The organism is Streptomyces sp. YIM 121038 (assembly GCF_006088715.1).
Classification (GTDB): Bacteria; Actinomycetota; Actinomycetes; order Streptomycetales; family Streptomycetaceae; genus Streptomyces.
Window position 1 is genome coordinate 1,838,617 of sequence record NZ_CP030771.1, and the last position, 16,169, is coordinate 1,854,785.

At 65.7% G+C, this 16,169-nt stretch carries 6 protein-coding genes, 3 rRNA genes and 1 pseudogene; 2 read left to right on the forward strand and 8 right to left on the reverse strand.

Annotation, left to right across the window (positions count from 1 at the left end):
* Nucleotides 1-48: 48 nt before the first annotated feature.
* From C9F11_RS07270 to C9F11_RS07290, 5 genes are all read right to left on the reverse strand, one after another.
* Nucleotides 49-2,544, reverse strand: a complete 2,496-nt coding sequence (locus C9F11_RS07270) for a mannose-1-phosphate guanyltransferase (protein WP_138958472.1) — start codon at nucleotides 2,542-2,544, stop codon at nucleotides 49-51.
* Nucleotides 2,545-2,657: 113 nt separating this feature from the next.
* Nucleotides 2,658-3,266, reverse strand: coding sequence for a CDP-alcohol phosphatidyltransferase family protein (locus C9F11_RS07275; RefSeq protein ID WP_138958473.1), 609 nt, complete (start codon nucleotides 3,264-3,266; stop codon nucleotides 2,658-2,660).
* Between the two features lie 141 nt (nucleotides 3,267-3,407).
* Nucleotides 3,408-3,524: ribosomal RNA gene (rrf, locus tag C9F11_RS07280) — 5S ribosomal RNA — on the reverse strand.
* 89 nt (nucleotides 3,525-3,613) lie between these two features.
* Nucleotides 3,614-6,737, reverse strand: a 23S ribosomal RNA gene (locus C9F11_RS07285).
* Between the two features lie 317 nt (nucleotides 6,738-7,054).
* Nucleotides 7,055-8,580, reverse strand: a 16S ribosomal RNA gene (locus C9F11_RS07290).
* The 16S, 23S and 5S rRNA genes sit together here, the layout of an rRNA operon.
* A 667-nt stretch (nucleotides 8,581-9,247) precedes the next feature.
* Between C9F11_RS07290 and C9F11_RS07300 the strand changes: the two genes are divergently transcribed.
* Together C9F11_RS07300 and ptsP are read left to right on the forward strand one after the other, a co-directional pair.
* Nucleotides 9,248-9,697 (forward strand): PTS glucose transporter subunit IIA, encoded by a 450-nt coding sequence (locus tag C9F11_RS07300; RefSeq protein WP_138958474.1) that lies wholly within the window; start codon nucleotides 9,248-9,250, stop codon nucleotides 9,695-9,697.
* Nucleotides 9,698-9,777: 80 nt separating this feature from the next.
* Nucleotides 9,778-11,448, forward strand: a complete 1,671-nt coding sequence (gene ptsP, locus C9F11_RS07305) for a phosphoenolpyruvate--protein phosphotransferase (RefSeq protein ID WP_138958475.1) — start codon at nucleotides 9,778-9,780, stop codon at nucleotides 11,446-11,448.
* Between the two features lie 105 nt (nucleotides 11,449-11,553).
* On the opposite strand, the gene C9F11_RS07310 is transcribed toward ptsP, so the two are convergent.
* The 3 genes and pseudogenes from C9F11_RS07310 to C9F11_RS07320 form a co-directional block, all read right to left on the reverse strand.
* On the reverse strand, nucleotides 11,554-12,819 hold the full coding sequence (locus tag C9F11_RS07310; RefSeq protein WP_138958476.1) for a transposase: 1,266 nt from the start codon (nucleotides 12,817-12,819) through the stop codon (nucleotides 11,554-11,556).
* A gap of 428 nt (nucleotides 12,820-13,247) precedes the next feature.
* Nucleotides 13,248-14,072, reverse strand: a pseudogene (locus tag C9F11_RS07315) (hypothetical protein); the annotation flags it as partial.
* A 76-nt stretch (nucleotides 14,073-14,148) separates the two neighbouring features.
* Nucleotides 14,149-16,131, reverse strand: a complete 1,983-nt coding sequence (locus tag C9F11_RS07320; RefSeq protein ID WP_138958477.1) for an acetoacetate--CoA ligase — start codon at nucleotides 16,129-16,131, stop codon at nucleotides 14,149-14,151.
* Between the last annotated feature and the right edge of the window lie 38 nt (nucleotides 16,132-16,169).

Consider the following 16,169-nt stretch of genomic DNA (forward strand, 5'->3'; position numbering starts at 1 on the left):
TGTGCCGGACAGCACCACTTACGGGTGCGGACCGGCACACCCGCACGCTCAGCGCCCGGCGCCGTCCACGACAGCCGACCACTCGTCAAGGAGAGCTTGAGCCGAAGCGTCGTCGGGTCCCTCGGCCCACAGATGGGTGACCGCCTCCGCGGGGTCGGGCAGCACGAGCACCCACCGCCCGTCCGCCTCCACGACCCGTACGCCGTCCGTGGTGTCCACGGACCGGTCGCCCGCGGCCTCCACCACGCTCCGCATCACCAGGCCCTTGACCGCCCACGGCGTGGCGAGGTCCCGCCGCTGCACGTGCGCACGCGGAATGCGGGCGTCGATCTGGCTGAGAGTGAGCTGTGTGCGCGCCACCAGACCGATGAGCCGTACGAACGCCGCCGTGCCGTCGAACACGCTGCTGAACTCCGGCACGATGAAGCCACCGCGCCCGTCACCACCGAAGATCGTCGAGTCGCCGCGCCCGACCCGGGTCAGGTCGTCCGGCGAGGTGGTCGTCCAGTCGACCTGTGTGCCGTGGTACGCCGCGACCTGCTCGGCGATGCGCGTCGTCGTCACCGGCAGCGCCACCCGACCGCTGCGCCGCTCCGCGGCCACCAGGTCGAGCATCACCAGCAGCGCCCGGTCGTCCTCGACGATCCGTCCCTTCTCGTCCACGAGGGAAAGGCGCTCGCCGACGGGGTCGAACCGCACTCCGAAGGCGGCGCGCGCCGATGCCACGATCTCCCCCAGCCGTACGAGCCCCGACCTGCGGGCGTCGGACGACTCGGTGGGCCGTGACTCGTCGAGCCCGGGGTTGATCGTGAGCGCGTCGACGCCGAGCTTGCCGAGCAGACTGGGCAGGACGAGCCCGGCACTGCCGTTGGACGCGTCGACGACGACCTTCAGCTCCGCCTCCGCGATGCCCGTCGTGTCCACGTTCCGCAGCAACGACCCGGTGTACGAGTCGAAGACGCTGGACGGGAAGTGCAGGTCCCCGATCTCGCCGGGGAACGCCCGCCGGTACTCCTGGCGCGCGTACACCCGGTCGAGCTTGCGCTGCTTGGCCTGGGAGAGGTCGGCTCCCTCCCCGTCGAAGAACATGATGTCGACGGAGTCCGGCACTCCGGTCGTCGTACGGATCATGATCCCGCCGGCGCTCCCCCGCGCCGTCTGCTGCCGCGCCACCGGCAGCGGCACGTTCTCCAGGTCCCGTACGTCGATGGCGCTGGCCTGCAGCGCGGAGATCACGGCCCGCTTGAGCGCTCGCGCGCCACGCGAGTGGTCGCGGGCCGTGGTGACCGTCGAGCCCTTCTTGAGGGTCGTCGCGTACGCCCCGGCGAGCCGCACGGCGAGTTCCGGCGTGATCTCCACGTTGAGGATGCCGGACACGCCGCGGGCCCCGAAGAGGTGTGCCTGGCCGCGGGATTCCCAGATGACCGAGGTGTTGACGAAGGCACCGGCCTCGATCGTCTTGAACGGATAGACCCGTACGTTCCCCTGGATGATCGATTCCTCACCGACGAGGCACTCGTCGCCGATGACGGCTCCGTCCTCGATGCGGGCGGCCCGCATGATGTCGGTGTTCTTGCCGACGACGCAGCCGCGGAGATTGCTGTGCTGCCCGATGTACACGTTGTCGTGCACAACGGCCTTGTGCAGGAAGGCACCGCTCTTCACGACCACGTTCGAGCCCACGACGGTGTGCTCGCGGATCTCTACGTCGGCCTCGATCTTCGCGTAGTCACCGACGTACAGCGGGCCGCGCAGGACGGCGTCGGGGTGCACTTCGGCGCCTTCGGCGACCCACACCCCGGGCGAGATCTCGAAGCCGTCGAGTTCGACGTCGACCTTGCCTTCGAGGATGTCGGCCTGCGCCTTGACGTAGCTCTCGTGGGTGCCGACGTCTTCCCAGTAGCCCTCGGCGACATAGCCGTAGATCGGCTTGCCTTCCTTCATGAGCTGCGGGAACACGTCCCCGGACCAGTCGACGGGCACGTCGGCCTCGACGTAGTCGAAGACCTCGGGCTCCATGACGTAGATGCCCGTGTTCACCGTGTCGGAGAAGACCTGGCCCCAGGTCGGCTTCTCCAGGAAACGCTCGACCTTGCCGTCTTCGTCGACGATGGTGATGCCGAATTCCAGCGGATTGGGGACACGTGTCAGGCAGACCGTGACGAGCGCGCCCTTCTCCTTGTGAAAGCTGATCAGGTCGGTGAGGTCGAAGTCGGTCAGAGCGTCACCGGAGATGACGAGGAAGGCGTCGTCCTTCAGCGCTTCCTCGGCGTTCTTCACGCTGCCGGCGGTGCCGAGTGGCTTCTCCTCGTTGGCATACGTGAGCTCCATTCCGAGCTCTTCACCATCGCCGAAGTAGTTCTTGACGAGAGATGCCAGGAACTGCACTGTCACTACGGTCTCGGTGAGCCCGTGCCTTTTCAGCAGGCGCAGCACGTGCTCCATGATCGGCCGGTTGGCCACCGGCAGGAGCGGCTTGGGCATGCTCGAGGTCATGGGGCGCAGGCGTGTGCCTTCGCCTCCGGCCATCACGACGGCCTTCATGTCGGAAACGTCCTCCTTGATAGGTGACGATCTAGCCGACTCAGCCCGCCGATATTGGCCCGCTCAGGTTTCTTACGGGCCCGCAAGCCGCAACAGCTGCCTTACCGGCGAGCTCAATCGGCCATGGCATCCGCCCTGACAAGTCGGCGGACCTGAACCACGTAGAGGATCCCTGCCCACCAGTACAGCGTTGTACCCCATCCGGCGAACGCCCATCCGAAAATACCAGCGAGCGTGTGGAACCAGCCAGTTCCGTCACTGAGGAGCAGCAAGGGAAAGGCGTACATCAGGTTGAAGGTGGCGGCCTTGCCCAGGAAGTTCACCTGCGGCGGCGGATAGCCGTGCCGCCTGAGGATCCCGACCATCACCAGCAGTACCAGCTCGCGCAGGAGTAGCACGGCGGTCAGCCACAGCGGCAGAATCTCCCGCCAGGTCAGGCCCACCAAGGTCGACAGGATGTAGAGCCGGTCGGCCGCGGGGTCGAGGATCCGGCCGAGGCTGCTGATCTGGTTCCACCGGCGGGCGAGCTTCCCGTCGAGGTAGTCGCTGACGCCGCTGAGCGCCAGGACGAGCAGCGCCCAGCCGTCGCTCTTGGGTCCGCCGAACTCCGGCCTGAGGATCAGCCACAGGAAGAGGGGCACGCCGACGAGGCGCGCCATGCTGAGGATGTTGGGGATGGTGAGGACCCGGTCCGTCTGGACACGGGTCTCTTGGACCTCCACCCGGGGGCCTCCTGTGAACGAGCCGATGGTGCCCCCAGACCTTACCGTCAGTTGTCGGGATCCAGTGCAGAGGGGTGGCGTCCGGCCCTGAACGCAGAAAACCCCCGTGCCATCCGGCACGGGGGTTTCCCATCACAATTAGTTCGGCGGCGTCCTACTCTCCCACAGGGTCCCCCCTGCAGTACCATCGGCGCTGTAAGGCTTAGCTTCCGGGTTCGGAATGTAACCGGGCGTTTCCCTCACGCTATGACCACCGAAACACTATGAAACTGTGAACTACCGCACCACACCATGCAGGTATGGGGTTGTTCGTGGTTTCAGAACCAACACAGTGAACGCGAGCAACTGAGGACAAGCCCTCGGCCTATTAGTACCAGTCAACTCCACCCGTTACCAGGCTTCCATATCTGGCCTATCAACCCAGTCGTCTACTGGGAGCCTTACCCTCTCAAGGAGGTGGGAATACTCATCTCGAAGCAGGCTTCCCGCTTAGATGCTTTCAGCGGTTATCCCTCCCGAACGTAGCCAACCAGCCATGCCCTTGGCAGAACAACTGGCACACCAGAGGTTCGTCCGTCCCGGTCCTCTCGTACTAGGGACAGCCCTTCTCAATATTCCTACGCGCACAGCGGATAGGGACCGAACTGTCTCACGACGTTCTAAACCCAGCTCGCGTACCGCTTTAATGGGCGAACAGCCCAACCCTTGGGACCGACTCCAGCCCCAGGATGCGACGAGCCGACATCGAGGTGCCAAACCATCCCGTCGATATGGACTCTTGGGGAAGATCAGCCTGTTATCCCCGGGGTACCTTTTATCCGTTGAGCGACGGCGCTTCCACAAGCCACCGCCGGATCACTAGTCCCGACTTTCGTCCCTGCTCGACCCGTCAGTCTCACAGTCAAGCTCCCTTGTGCACTTACACTCAACACCTGATTACCAACCAGGCTGAGGGAACCTTTGGGCGCCTCCGTTACCCTTTGGGAGGCAACCGCCCCAGTTAAACTACCCATCAGACACTGTCCCTGATCCGGATCACGGACCCAGGTTAGACATCCAGCACGACCAGAGTGGTATTTCAACGGCGACTCCCCCGATACTGGCGTACCGGGTTCACAGTCTCCCACCTATCCTACACAAGCCGAACCGAACACCAATATCAAACTGTAGTAAAGGTCCCGGGGTCTTTCCGTCCTGCTGCGCGAAACGAGCATCTTTACTCGTAGTGCAATTTCACCGGGCCTATGGTTGAGACAGTCGAGAAGTCGTTACGCCATTCGTGCAGGTCGGAACTTACCCGACAAGGAATTTCGCTACCTTAGGATGGTTATAGTTACCACCGCCGTTTACTGGCGCTTAAGTTCTCAGCTTCGCCACCCCGAAGAGTGACTAACCGGTCCCCTTAACGTTCCAGCACCGGGCAGGCGTCAGTCCGTATACATCGCCTTACGGCTTCGCACGGACCTGTGTTTTTAGTAAACAGTCGCTTCTCGCTGGTCTCTGCGGCCACCCCCAGCTCAGGATGTAAAACCCATCACCAGGCGTGGCCCCCCTTCTCCCGAAGTTACGGGGGCATTTTGCCGAGTTCCTTAACCATAGTTCACCCGAACGCCTCGGTATTCTCTACCTGACCACCTGAGTCGGTTTAGGGTACGGGCCGCCATGAAACTCGCTAGAGGCTTTTCTCGACAGCATAGGATCATCCACTTCACCACAATCGGCTCGGCATCAGGTCTCAGCCTTAATGTGTGACGGATTTGCCTATCACACGGCCTACACCCTTACCCCGGGACAACCACCGCCCGGGCTGGACTACCTTCCTGCGTCACCCCATCGCTTACCTACTACCACCTTGGATCGGCGGCTCCACCACTCCCCTTTGCCCGAAGGCTCCAGGGCGGCTTCACGGCCTTAGCATTAATGGGCTCGATATTGGGCGTTTCAAAGCGGGTACCGGAATATCAACCGGTTATCCATCGACTACGCCTGTCGGCCTCGCCTTAGGTCCCGACTTACCCTGGGCAGATCAGCTTGACCCAGGAACCCTTAGTCAATCGGCGCACACGTTTCTCACGTATGTATCGCTACTCATGCCTGCATTCTCACTCGTGAACCGTCCACCACTGCCTTCCGGCGCAGCTTCACCCGGCACACGACGCTCCCCTACCCATCACAGTCCCCGTTGGGGGTATGTACTGCAATGACACGACTTCGGCGGTACGCTTGAGCCCCGCTACATTGTCGGCGCGGAATCACTAGACCAGTGAGCTATTACGCACTCTTTCAAGGGTGGCTGCTTCTAAGCCAACCTCCTGGTTGTCTCTGCGACTCCACATCCTTTCCCACTTAGCGTACGCTTAGGGGCCTTAGTCGATGCTCTGGGCTGTTTCCCTCTCGACCATGGAGCTTATCCCCCACAGTCTCACTGCCGCGCTCTCACTTACCGGCATTCGGAGTTTGGCTAAGGTCAGTAACCCGGTAGGGCCCATCGCCTATCCAGTGCTCTACCTCCGGCAAGAAACACACGACGCTGCACCTAAATGCATTTCGGGGAGAACCAGCTATCACGGAGTTTGATTGGCCTTTCACCCCTAACCACAGGTCATCCCCCAGGTTTTCAACCCTGGTGGGTTCGGCCCTCCACGAAGTCTTACCTCCGCTTCAGCCTGCCCATGGCTAGATCACTCCGCTTCGGGTCTTGGGCGCGCTACTCAATCGCCCTATTCGGACTCGCTTTCGCTACGGCTTCCCCACACGGGTTAACCTCGCAACACACCGCAAACTCGCAGGCTCATTCTTCAAAAGGCACGCAGTCACGAGACACCAAGCAAGCTTGATGTCCGACGCTCCCACGGCTTGTAGGCACACGGTTTCAGGTACTATTTCACTCCGCTCCCGCGGTACTTTTCACCATTCCCTCACGGTACTATCCGCTATCGGTCACCAGGGAATATTTAGGCTTAACGGGTGGTCCCGCCAGATTCACACGGGATTTCTCGGGCCCCGTGCTACTTGGGTGTCTCTCAAACGAGCCGCTGACGTTTCGACTACGGGGGTCTTACCCTCTACGCCGGACCTTTCGCATGTCCTTCGCCTACATCAACGGTTTCTGACTCGTCTCACAGCCGGCAGACTGTGAAAGAGAGATCCCACAACCCCCCAAGCGCAACCCCTGCCGGGTCTCACACGCTTGAGGTTTGGCCTCATCCAGTTTCGCTCGCCACTACTCCCGGAATCACGGTTGTTTTCTCTTCCTGCGGGTACTGAGATGTTTCACTTCCCCGCGTTCCCTCCACACCGCCTATATATTCAGCGGTGGGTGACAGCCCATGACGACTGCCGGGTTTCCCCATTCGGAAACCCCCGGATCAAAGCCTGGTTGACGACTCCCCGGGGACTATCGTGGCCTCCCACGTCCTTCATCGGTTCCTGGTGCCAAGGCATCCACCGTGCGCCCTTAAAAACTTGGCCACAGATGCTCGCGTTCACTGTGCAGTTCTCAAACAACGACCAACCACCCGTCACACACCACCAAATGGCGCTTCACCGGGGTCGGCATTGAGGTCGGAAAGCAAGTTCCGTACCCTCAGATACCCAACAGCGTGCCCGACCCGGTCCCGCCCGGAGATCATGCGTTCCACGCTCTTACGAGCAGTACTAGCAGCCTCCGACCCGTGAACCAGGCCGAGTAGTCAACGTTCCACCCATGAGCAACCAGCATCAGACATTCGCTGATGTACTGGCCTCTGGACTGTCAGCAGAGCCGGCAGCCAAGAAGTGCTCCTTAGAAAGGAGGTGATCCAGCCGCACCTTCCGGTACGGCTACCTTGTTACGACTTCGTCCCAATCGCCAGTCCCACCTTCGACAGCTCCCTCCCACAAGGGGTTGGGCCACCGGCTTCGGGTGTTACCGACTTTCGTGACGTGACGGGCGGTGTGTACAAGGCCCGGGAACGTATTCACCGCAGCAATGCTGATCTGCGATTACTAGCGACTCCGACTTCATGGGGTCGAGTTGCAGACCCCAATCCGAACTGAGACCGGCTTTTTGAGATTCGCTCCACCTCGCGGTATCGCAGCTCATTGTACCGGCCATTGTAGCACGTGTGCAGCCCAAGACATAAGGGGCATGATGACTTGACGTCGTCCCCACCTTCCTCCGAGTTGACCCCGGCGGTCTCCCGTGAGTCCCCAGCACCACAAGGGCCTGCTGGCAACACGGGACAAGGGTTGCGCTCGTTGCGGGACTTAACCCAACATCTCACGACACGAGCTGACGACAGCCATGCACCACCTGTACACCGACCACAAGGGGGCGACCATCTCTGGCCGTTTCCGGTGTATGTCAAGCCTTGGTAAGGTTCTTCGCGTTGCGTCGAATTAAGCCACATGCTCCGCCGCTTGTGCGGGCCCCCGTCAATTCCTTTGAGTTTTAGCCTTGCGGCCGTACTCCCCAGGCGGGGCACTTAATGCGTTAGCTGCGGCACGGACGACGTGGAATGTCGCCCACACCTAGTGCCCACCGTTTACGGCGTGGACTACCAGGGTATCTAATCCTGTTCGCTCCCCACGCTTTCGCTCCTCAGCGTCAGTATCGGCCCAGAGATCCGCCTTCGCCACCGGTGTTCCTCCTGATATCTGCGCATTTCACCGCTACACCAGGAATTCCGATCTCCCCTACCGAACTCTAGCCTGCCCGTATCGACTGCAGACCCGGGGTTAAGCCCCGGGCTTTCACAACCGACGTGACAAGCCGCCTACGAGCTCTTTACGCCCAATAATTCCGGACAACGCTCGCGCCCTACGTATTACCGCGGCTGCTGGCACGTAGTTAGCCGGCGCTTCTTCTGCAGGTACCGTCACTTTCGCTTCTTCCCTGCTGAAAGAGGTTTACAACCCGAAGGCCGTCATCCCTCACGCGGCGTCGCTGCATCAGGCTTTCGCCCATTGTGCAATATTCCCCACTGCTGCCTCCCGTAGGAGTCTGGGCCGTGTCTCAGTCCCAGTGTGGCCGGTCGCCCTCTCAGGCCGGCTACCCGTCGTCGCCTTGGTGAGCCATTACCTCACCAACTAGCTGATAGGCCGCGGGCTCATCCTGCACCGCCGGAGCTTTCCACACGAAGATCATGCGATCCCGTGTCATATCCGGTATTAGACCCCGTTTCCAGGGCTTGTCCCAGAGTGCAGGGCAGATTGCCCACGTGTTACTCACCCGTTCGCCACTAATCCACCCCGAAGGGCTTCATCGTTCGACTTGCATGTGTTAAGCACGCCGCCAGCGTTCGTCCTGAGCCAGGATCAAACTCTCCGTGAATGTGTACCCGTAATCGGGTGCAACACCACGAGAGCGGAACAACCAGGAGGAATAATCCCGGTCGTTCACAGCGTCCTCGCTGTGCGCCTCCCACAATGTGGAAGGACTTTTTCAAAGGAACCTCGCCGCCGGAACTGATGTCCGGCAGACGGGGTATCAACATATCTGGCGTTGACTTTTGGCACGCTGTTGAGTTCTCAAGGAACGGACGCTTCCTTTGTACTCACCCTCTCGGGCTTTCCTCCGGGCGCTTCCCTTCGGTATTTCGTGTTTCCGACTCTATCAGATCTTTCCGGCTTCCCGGTCCGTTCCGATTTCCTCGGTGCTTTCCGGCCTCTCGGCCTTCCGGCGGTTCCGACTCTATCAAGTCTTTTCCGTCCCGCTGACCACGATCTCTCGTAGGCATACGGAACCAGACCCTGAGTAGGATCCGACTTGAAAGAGGCTGCCGAGCCGGACGCTCATCGCGTCGCTTGGCCCCGGGCAGGCTCCCGACTCTACATCGGGGTTCCGGGCGGCGCAAATCGTTTGTGCTGCGCTCCTACGTCCGCCAACCAGGACCTTCGTGCGGAACCGGGACTTCCTATGACTTACCCTTCTGAACAGTGCGTCGTCCAGGACAGGTAGTGGCGGCGGTTACCCATCTCCACCCCCTGGGAGGCTTGCCATGACCAGCGTTTCGTCCCCGCTCGCCGGACGCGCCATCGGACTCGCGGCGGTACCGGACCCCGTCTTCTCGGGCGCCATGGTCGGACCCGGCACGGCCATTGACCCCGTGCGCGAGGCGTCCGAGGCCGTGGCCCCCGTCGACGGCATCATCGTCTCGCTCCACCCCCACGCCTTCGTCGTCGTCGACGACCAGGGCCACGGTGTGCTGACGCACTTGGGCATCGACACCGTTCAGCTCAATGGCGAGGGTTTTGAACTTCTTGTCAATAAGGGTGACACCGTACAGCGCGGCCAGGCCGTCGTGCGCTGGAACCCCGCGGCGGTCGAGGCCGCGGGCAAGTCTCCGGTGTGCCCCGTCGTAGCGCTCGAGGCGACGGCCGAGTCCCTGGCCGACGTCGTCGAGGACGGCGACGTGAAGTCCGGCGACGCTCTCTTCAGCTGGAAGTGACGTCGGCGCCGTCGGCAGGCGACGGCAGGCAGTACAACCACCGCGGCGGCTGGGCCCGCCGCACTATCGGAGACGGTGAGATGGAGACAACGCTGCGAGGCGTCGGCGTAAGCCACGGGGTGGCCATCGGCGAGGTTCGGCACATGGGAACGGCGGTGCTCGAACCGCCTGCCAAGCAGATTCCGGCGGACGAGGCGGAGCGCGAACAGGGGCGCGCCCGTCAGGCCGTCGAGGCTGTCGCGGCCGACCTGATGGCCCGCGGCAACCTGGCCGGCGGTGAGGCCCAGGCCGTGCTCGAGGCGCAGGCGATGATCGCGCAGGACCCCGAGCTGATGGCCGACGTGGACCGGCGCATCACGGTGGGCAGCTCGGCGGAGCGCGGCGTCTACGACGCCTTCTCCTACTACCGCGAGCTGCTCGCGGGCGCGGGTGAGTACATGGCGGGTCGCGTCGCCGACCTCGACGACGTGCGCAACCGCATTGTCGCGCGGCTCCTCGGCGTGCCGATGCCGGGCGTCCCGGACAGCGACGAGCCGTACGTCCTCATCGCGCGTGACCTCGCTCCGGCGGACACCGCGCTGCTCGACCCGGCGCTCGTGCTCGGTTTCGTGACCGAAGAGGGCGGTCCGACCAGCCACAGCGCGATCCTGGCGCGGGCGCTCGGCGTTCCCGCCGTCGTGGCGCTGCCCGGCGCCGGTGAGCTCGCCGAGGGCACGGTCGTGGCCGTGGACGGCAGCACCGGCGAGATCTTCGTGAACCCGAGCGCGGAGAAGCGCGCCGAGCTCGAGGCCGCGGCCGCCGAGCGCAAGGCCGCGCTCGCCGCGTCGACCGGTCCGGGCGCGACGTCCGACGGGCACAAGGTGCCCCTCCTGGCGAACGTCGGCGGCCCCGCCGACGTCCCCGCCGCGGTCGAGGCGGGCGCCGAGGGCGTCGGTCTGTTCCGTACGGAGTTCCTCTTCCTCGACGACAGCAGCAAGGCGCCGACCGAGGAGAAGCAGGTCGAGGCGTACCGCCAGGTGCTGGAGGCCTTCCCCGAGGGGCGTGTCGTCGTGCGTGTGCTCGACGCGGGCGCCGACAAGCCGCTGGACTTCCTCACGCCCGCCGACGAGCCGAACCCGGCTCTGGGCGTGCGCGGGCTGCGGTCGCTGCTCGACCACCCCGAGGTGCTGCGCACGCAGCTGACCGCGCTGGCCAAGGCCTCCGAGGGGCTGCCCGTCTACCTCGAGGTCATGGCGCCGATGGTCGCGGACCGTGCCGACGCCAAGGCGTTCGCCGACGCCTGCCGTGCGGCGGGGCTGCAGGCGAAGTTCGGCGCGATGGTGGAGATCCCCTCCGCCGCGCTGCGCGCGCGCTCGATCCTCCAGGAGGTCGAGTTCCTGTCCCTGGGCACGAACGACCTGGCGCAGTACACCTTCGCCGCCGACCGTCAGGTCGGTGCGGTGTCCCGGCTCCAGGACCCGTGGCAGCCCGCGCTGCTCGACCTGGTCGCGCTGTCCGCCGAGGCGGCGAAGGCCGAGGGCAAGAGCTGTGGCGTCTGTGGTGAGGCCGCGTCGGATCCGCTGCTGGCCTGTGTGCTGACGGGTCTGGGCGTCACCTCCCTGTCCATGGGTGCCGCTTCGATTCCTTACGTGCGGGCGACGCTCGGCAAGTACACGCTGGCCCAGTGCGAGCGTGCCGCGGCCGCGGCGCGTGCCGCGGACAGCGCCGAGGATGCGCGCAAGGCCGCGCAGGCCGTGCTGTCCGGCGAGTGACGATCCGTACGAACGGGCCGGCCTGATCGGCGGGCCCGTCGCAGGACCGCTGTTCCGAAGGGGCGCTCCACCGCAGGGGATGCCGTTGGCGAATTCGGGGTCCTGCTACTTCGCCCCGTCGATCGTTTGGTCGGCGGGGCGAAGTCGTGCGAAGTGGCTGGTGCGGGTCCGGGCCAGGGGTGTTCCGGTGAGGTGGGCGTCGAGGCGGGCAAGGTTGATCGCGGTTGCGGTGAGCTGGTGCTGGAGGCGGGTTCTGGCGAGTCCGCGGTAGCGGCACCGGCGCAGACCGGCGGTGTGAACAGCGTGGGAGAGGGTGCCCTCGATGCCGTTGCGGGCCGCGTAGCGTTCCCGCCACTCGGGAGTGCCCTGGGCTGCACGGGCCTGTTGGATCGCCTCGTGTTCGGCCCGGGGCCGCAGGGTGATTTCCCTTCTCGCGGCTCGGGGTGAGCTCACGCACTCGGGGCGCGCGGGGCAAGTGCGGCAGTCAGCGGGTGAGAACCGGACGATGATGATGGGGGCGCCACGATCGGAGATCTTGTCCCGCCATTGGGTGGCGTTCTTGCCGTTCGGGCAGGTCACGGTCTGGCTCTGCCAGTCGATGGCGAAGGCGCTCTGGCTGTAGGGGCCGCTGGCCTGGGCAGTGGTGTTGCCGCGGATGGGGCCGGTCAGGGTGATGCCGTACTGACGATCGGCGGTGACGATGCGGGGTCCGTCGATGTAGCCAGCGTCCAGTAGATGCTCGCCGGGCAGAAGGTCCCTGGCGGCGAGGGCGTCGTGGACCAGGTTGGTGGCCGTGCTGTCCTGGACGGTAGCGTCCTGCGTCAGCACGTTCGTGATCAGGTGAGACGTGTCCGCATCGCAGGTCTCGGTCAAATGGACCTTGAAACCGTCCCACTTGATATCCCGCTTCACACTCGCGCGAGCGTCGGTGTCATAGGGGCTGACCAGGCGAAGAGCACCCGGCGGGCACTCTTTTGGGTCCCGCCATCGCACCTCGCCCTCCGTATCGAACACGTACTGCTGAACCCAGGCCCGGCGCAGGATCTGGACGGCGGGCAGCTCGCGCAGCCACACGGGCGCCCCGGCGGCGTGCACGTCGGCCAGCAGGCGCATGCCGTCCCGGCCGGTCTGCTCGGACAACTCGGTCCGCTTGGCCTTGCCGGAGGGCAGCCAGTAGTCCTCCGGCCGGGTGGCATACCGGTCGAACCAGGCCGGATCAGCGTGGGCGGACAGCCAGTTGGGGGCCGCAGCGGCGAGTGCGTTGAGCGCAGCGCGCAGGGTCTCGATGACGAACTCCAGCCGGTTCAGCGACCGGATCGCGGCCAGTACGTGGGTGGAGTCGGTGCGGGCCCTGCCTGGCGCCTTCAGCATTCCCGCCTTCCGGGCGGACTCCAGGACGTGGTCGAAGACCTGCTGCCCCGCTTCCGCCTCGACCAGCCGGGTGCGGAACTCGCTGAGTACGGAGGTAGTCGAAGCCCGGGTCGGTAAGCTCCAGGCCCAGGGCGTATTTCCAGTCGATCCGGCCCGCACCGCCAGGGCCGCCTGCCGATCGGGCAGCCCCGGCGAACTGGAGTACCGACACCGGAAGCGCGGGGACCGGCCTGGACGGCCGGAACTGCTCGTCCCGGACGGGAACCCAGCTCATCCGGTGAACTGCTCGCGGAACCGACCAGCACCCCCAGCTCGATCCCGCAAACAGGATCGCCGACACGCCCTTGAACGCCGCCAAAGCCCGCAATTGGGCATCCCCAGCGGGATTCGCCCCATCTCGTCGCACCGACACGCCGCTCACCATCGCCCGACTCCGGGGCGATCAGGTCGCCGGAGAGCGCGTCGGTGCAATAGGCGTCGAAGACCTCGGCGGCGGTGAGCGGGCGCAGGCGCTCGCCCTCCAGGCGCCAGCCCTGGACGCGGTCGCCCCTCTCGCCGCTGGTGCGCATGACGAGGCCGCCCGCGCTGCGGGTGGCGATGCCGACCGCGAGGACCGTGGTGAACTCCAGGGCCTCGGCCTCGTCCAGGCGGGCGGTGCCGTCGTGGTCGTGTCCGGCGTGCAGGGCGGCGAGGAGCGTCTGGCCGTCGCACGGAACGCTGCACACCAGATGACGGGGGCCCGGACCCGCCGTCTCGAGCACGCGCATCAGGAGGTCGGAGGCGCGGGCGAAGGCGGACCTTCCGATGTCCACGCCGCACTCGGCGCAGGCGCCGATGCCGGCCAGGAGCATCGTCGCGTACTCCCACGTCGTCTGCCGGACGGTCTCGTCGACGAGGTCGGGGACGAGATCGGCCAGCGTCTGGCCCTCGTACGGCACGGTGGGGCCCGCTGTCGCCAGTTCGGCGGCGAAGCGGGCGCGGCTGGCGGAGGCGTCCGGGGCGAGGCCGGTGTCCGCGCAGAACTCCTCGTACTCCTCCGGGTCGAAGAGGGCGATGCTCGTGAACCTGCCCTGGGAGGCCAGGGATTTGAGCAGGCCCTCCACTTCCTGGAGGTAGGTCACGTGGTCGTCGAAGGTGAAGGTGCGATACCGGCGCATCGCAGCGAAGTCGCTCTCGTCGGCCAGCAGGCCGATGGTCCCGGCGACTTCGCGGCGCAGCGCGCGACGCATGGAGTGGTGCTGGGTGTTCCCCATGATGTCCCCCTGCGATCCGTCGATCAGTGCTCACCCAACGTAACGGGAGGCACTGACAACGGCCGCCGGGCGGGCGTCAGGCGCGGTCGCGGGCCAGCTGCTCGTAGAAGCGGAGCAGCTCGATGTTGTCCACGGAGCCGGGGTTGACGGCCTTGTCGAGCGGGGTGCCCTGGAGGAGGCGCTTGACCGGGACTTCGATGCGCTTGCCGGTGAGGGTGTGCGGGACGGCGGGGACTTCGATGACCTCGTCGGGTACGTGGCGGGGCGAGAGCTGTGCGCGGATGGTCGTCTTGATGCGGTCGCGCAGGTCGTCGTCGAGCACGGCGCCGGGGGCGAGGTGGATGAACAGCGGCATCCAGTAGCCGCCGTCGGGCAGCTCGACGCCGATGACGAGGGATTCGCGGATCTCCGGGAGGCGTTCGACGGCTTCGTAGATGTCGGCCGAGCCCATGCGGACGCCCTGGCGGTTGAGCGTGGAGTCGGAGCGGCCGTGGATGACGACCGAGCCGCGTGCGGTGAGGGTGATCCAGTCGCCGTGGCGCCAGACGCCGGGGTAGGTGTCGAAGTAGCTGTCGTGGTAGCGGCTGCCGTCCGGGTCGTTCCAGAAGTGGATGGGCATCGACGGCATGGGGTTGGTGACGACGAGTTCACCGACCTCGTCGACGAGGGCCTTGCCCTGGGGGTCCCAGGCCTGGAGGTCGGTGCCGAGGCAGGGGGCCTGGAGCTCGCCGATGTGCACGGGCAGCGTGGGCACGGCGCCGGCGAAGCAGGAGCAGACGTCGGTGCCGCCGCTGACGGAGGCGATCCACACCGGCCCGGTCACCTCGGCGAAGGCGTCGTGGAGCCAGCGGAAGCCGTCGGGGGGCAGCGGTGAGCCGGTGGTGGCGACGCACTGCACGCGTGAGAGGTCGAAGTCGCGCGCGGGGTGCACGTCCGCCTTGCGGCAGGCCATGACGTACGCGGCCGAGGTGCCGAAGAGCGTGGCTCCGGTGCGTTCGGCGACGCGCCACTGGGCGCCGGTGTCCGGGTGGCCGGGGCTGCCGTCGTAGAGGACGATCGTCGTGCCCGTGAGCAGGCCGGAGACGAGGAAGTTCCACATCATCCAGCCGGTCGAGGTGTACCAGAAGAACCGGTCGTCGGGCCCGAGGTCGCAGTGCAGGCCGACCTGCTTGAGGTGCTCGACGAGGATGCCGCCCTGGGACTGGACGATGGCTTTGGGCAGGCCCGTGGTGCCGGAGGAGTAGAGCACCCACAGGGGGTGGTCGAAGGGGACGGGCTCGAAGACGGGGGCCGTGTCCGCCGAGGTGAGTTCGGACCACTCCAGGGCCCCTTCGGGGGCCTCGGTGCCGAGGAGCGGGATGTGGACGACCGCGCGGAGGGTGGGCAGTTCGCGGCGCAGCTCGGCGACGGTGTCGCGGCGGTCGTGCTCCTTGCCGCCGTAGCGGTAGCCGTCGACCGTGAAGAGGACGACCGGTTCGACCTGCTGGAAGCGGTCGAGGACGCTGCGGGCGCCGAAGTCGGGCGCACAGGAGGTCCAGACGGCTCCGACGGCGGCGGTGGCGAGGAGCGCGACGACGGCCTGCGGGATGTTCGGTACGTAGCCGCTGACGCGGTCCCCGGGGCGGACGCCGAGGGCACGCAGCTCGGCGGCCAGGGAGCCCACCTGGCGGCGCAGCTCGGACCAGGTGACGGGGATCGGGTCGTGGGTCTCGTCGACGTACAGGAGGGCCGGGGTGTCCGCCCGCGTGGGGTCCTCGCCGGCGCGCAGGGCGTGCTCGGCGTAGTTCAGCGTGGCGCCCGGGAACCACTGGGCACCGGGCATGGAGCGATCGCCGAGCACGCGCGCGTAGGGGGTGGTGAAACGCACGTCGAACCACTCGGTGACGGCCTTCCAGAAGGTGTCGAGCTCGTCCACGGACCAGCGGTGCAGGGCCGCGTAGCCGCCGGTGGCGGGGGCTCCGTGGTGTTCGGCCGCCCAGGCCTGGAAGCGCGTGATCCGGGCGCCGGCGATTCGCTCCTGGTCCGGCTGCCAGAGCGGCGAGGGGTTCGCTGTGGACATGCGGCTGCTCCTGGGCTCTACGCGTTGTGGGCGGCTGT

Bases quoted from the DNA above. Each gene is read 5' to 3' on its own strand.
- C9F11_RS07270 (WP_138958472.1), bottom strand. From the start codon at position 2,544: ATGAAGGCCGTCGTGATGGCCGGAGGCGAAGGCACACGCCTGCGCCCC.
- C9F11_RS07300 (WP_138958474.1), top strand. From the start codon at position 9,248: ATGACCAGCGTTTCGTCCCCGCTCGCCGGACGCGCCATCGGACTCGCG.
- ptsP (WP_138958475.1), top strand. From the start codon at position 9,778: ATGGAGACAACGCTGCGAGGCGTCGGCGTAAGCCACGGGGTGGCCATC.
- C9F11_RS07310 (WP_138958476.1), bottom strand. From the start codon at position 12,819: ATGCTGAAGGCGCCAGGCAGGGCCCGCACCGACTCCACCCACGTACTG.
- C9F11_RS07320 (WP_138958477.1), bottom strand. From the start codon at position 16,131: ATGTCCACAGCGAACCCCTCGCCGCTCTGGCAGCCGGACCAGGAGCGA.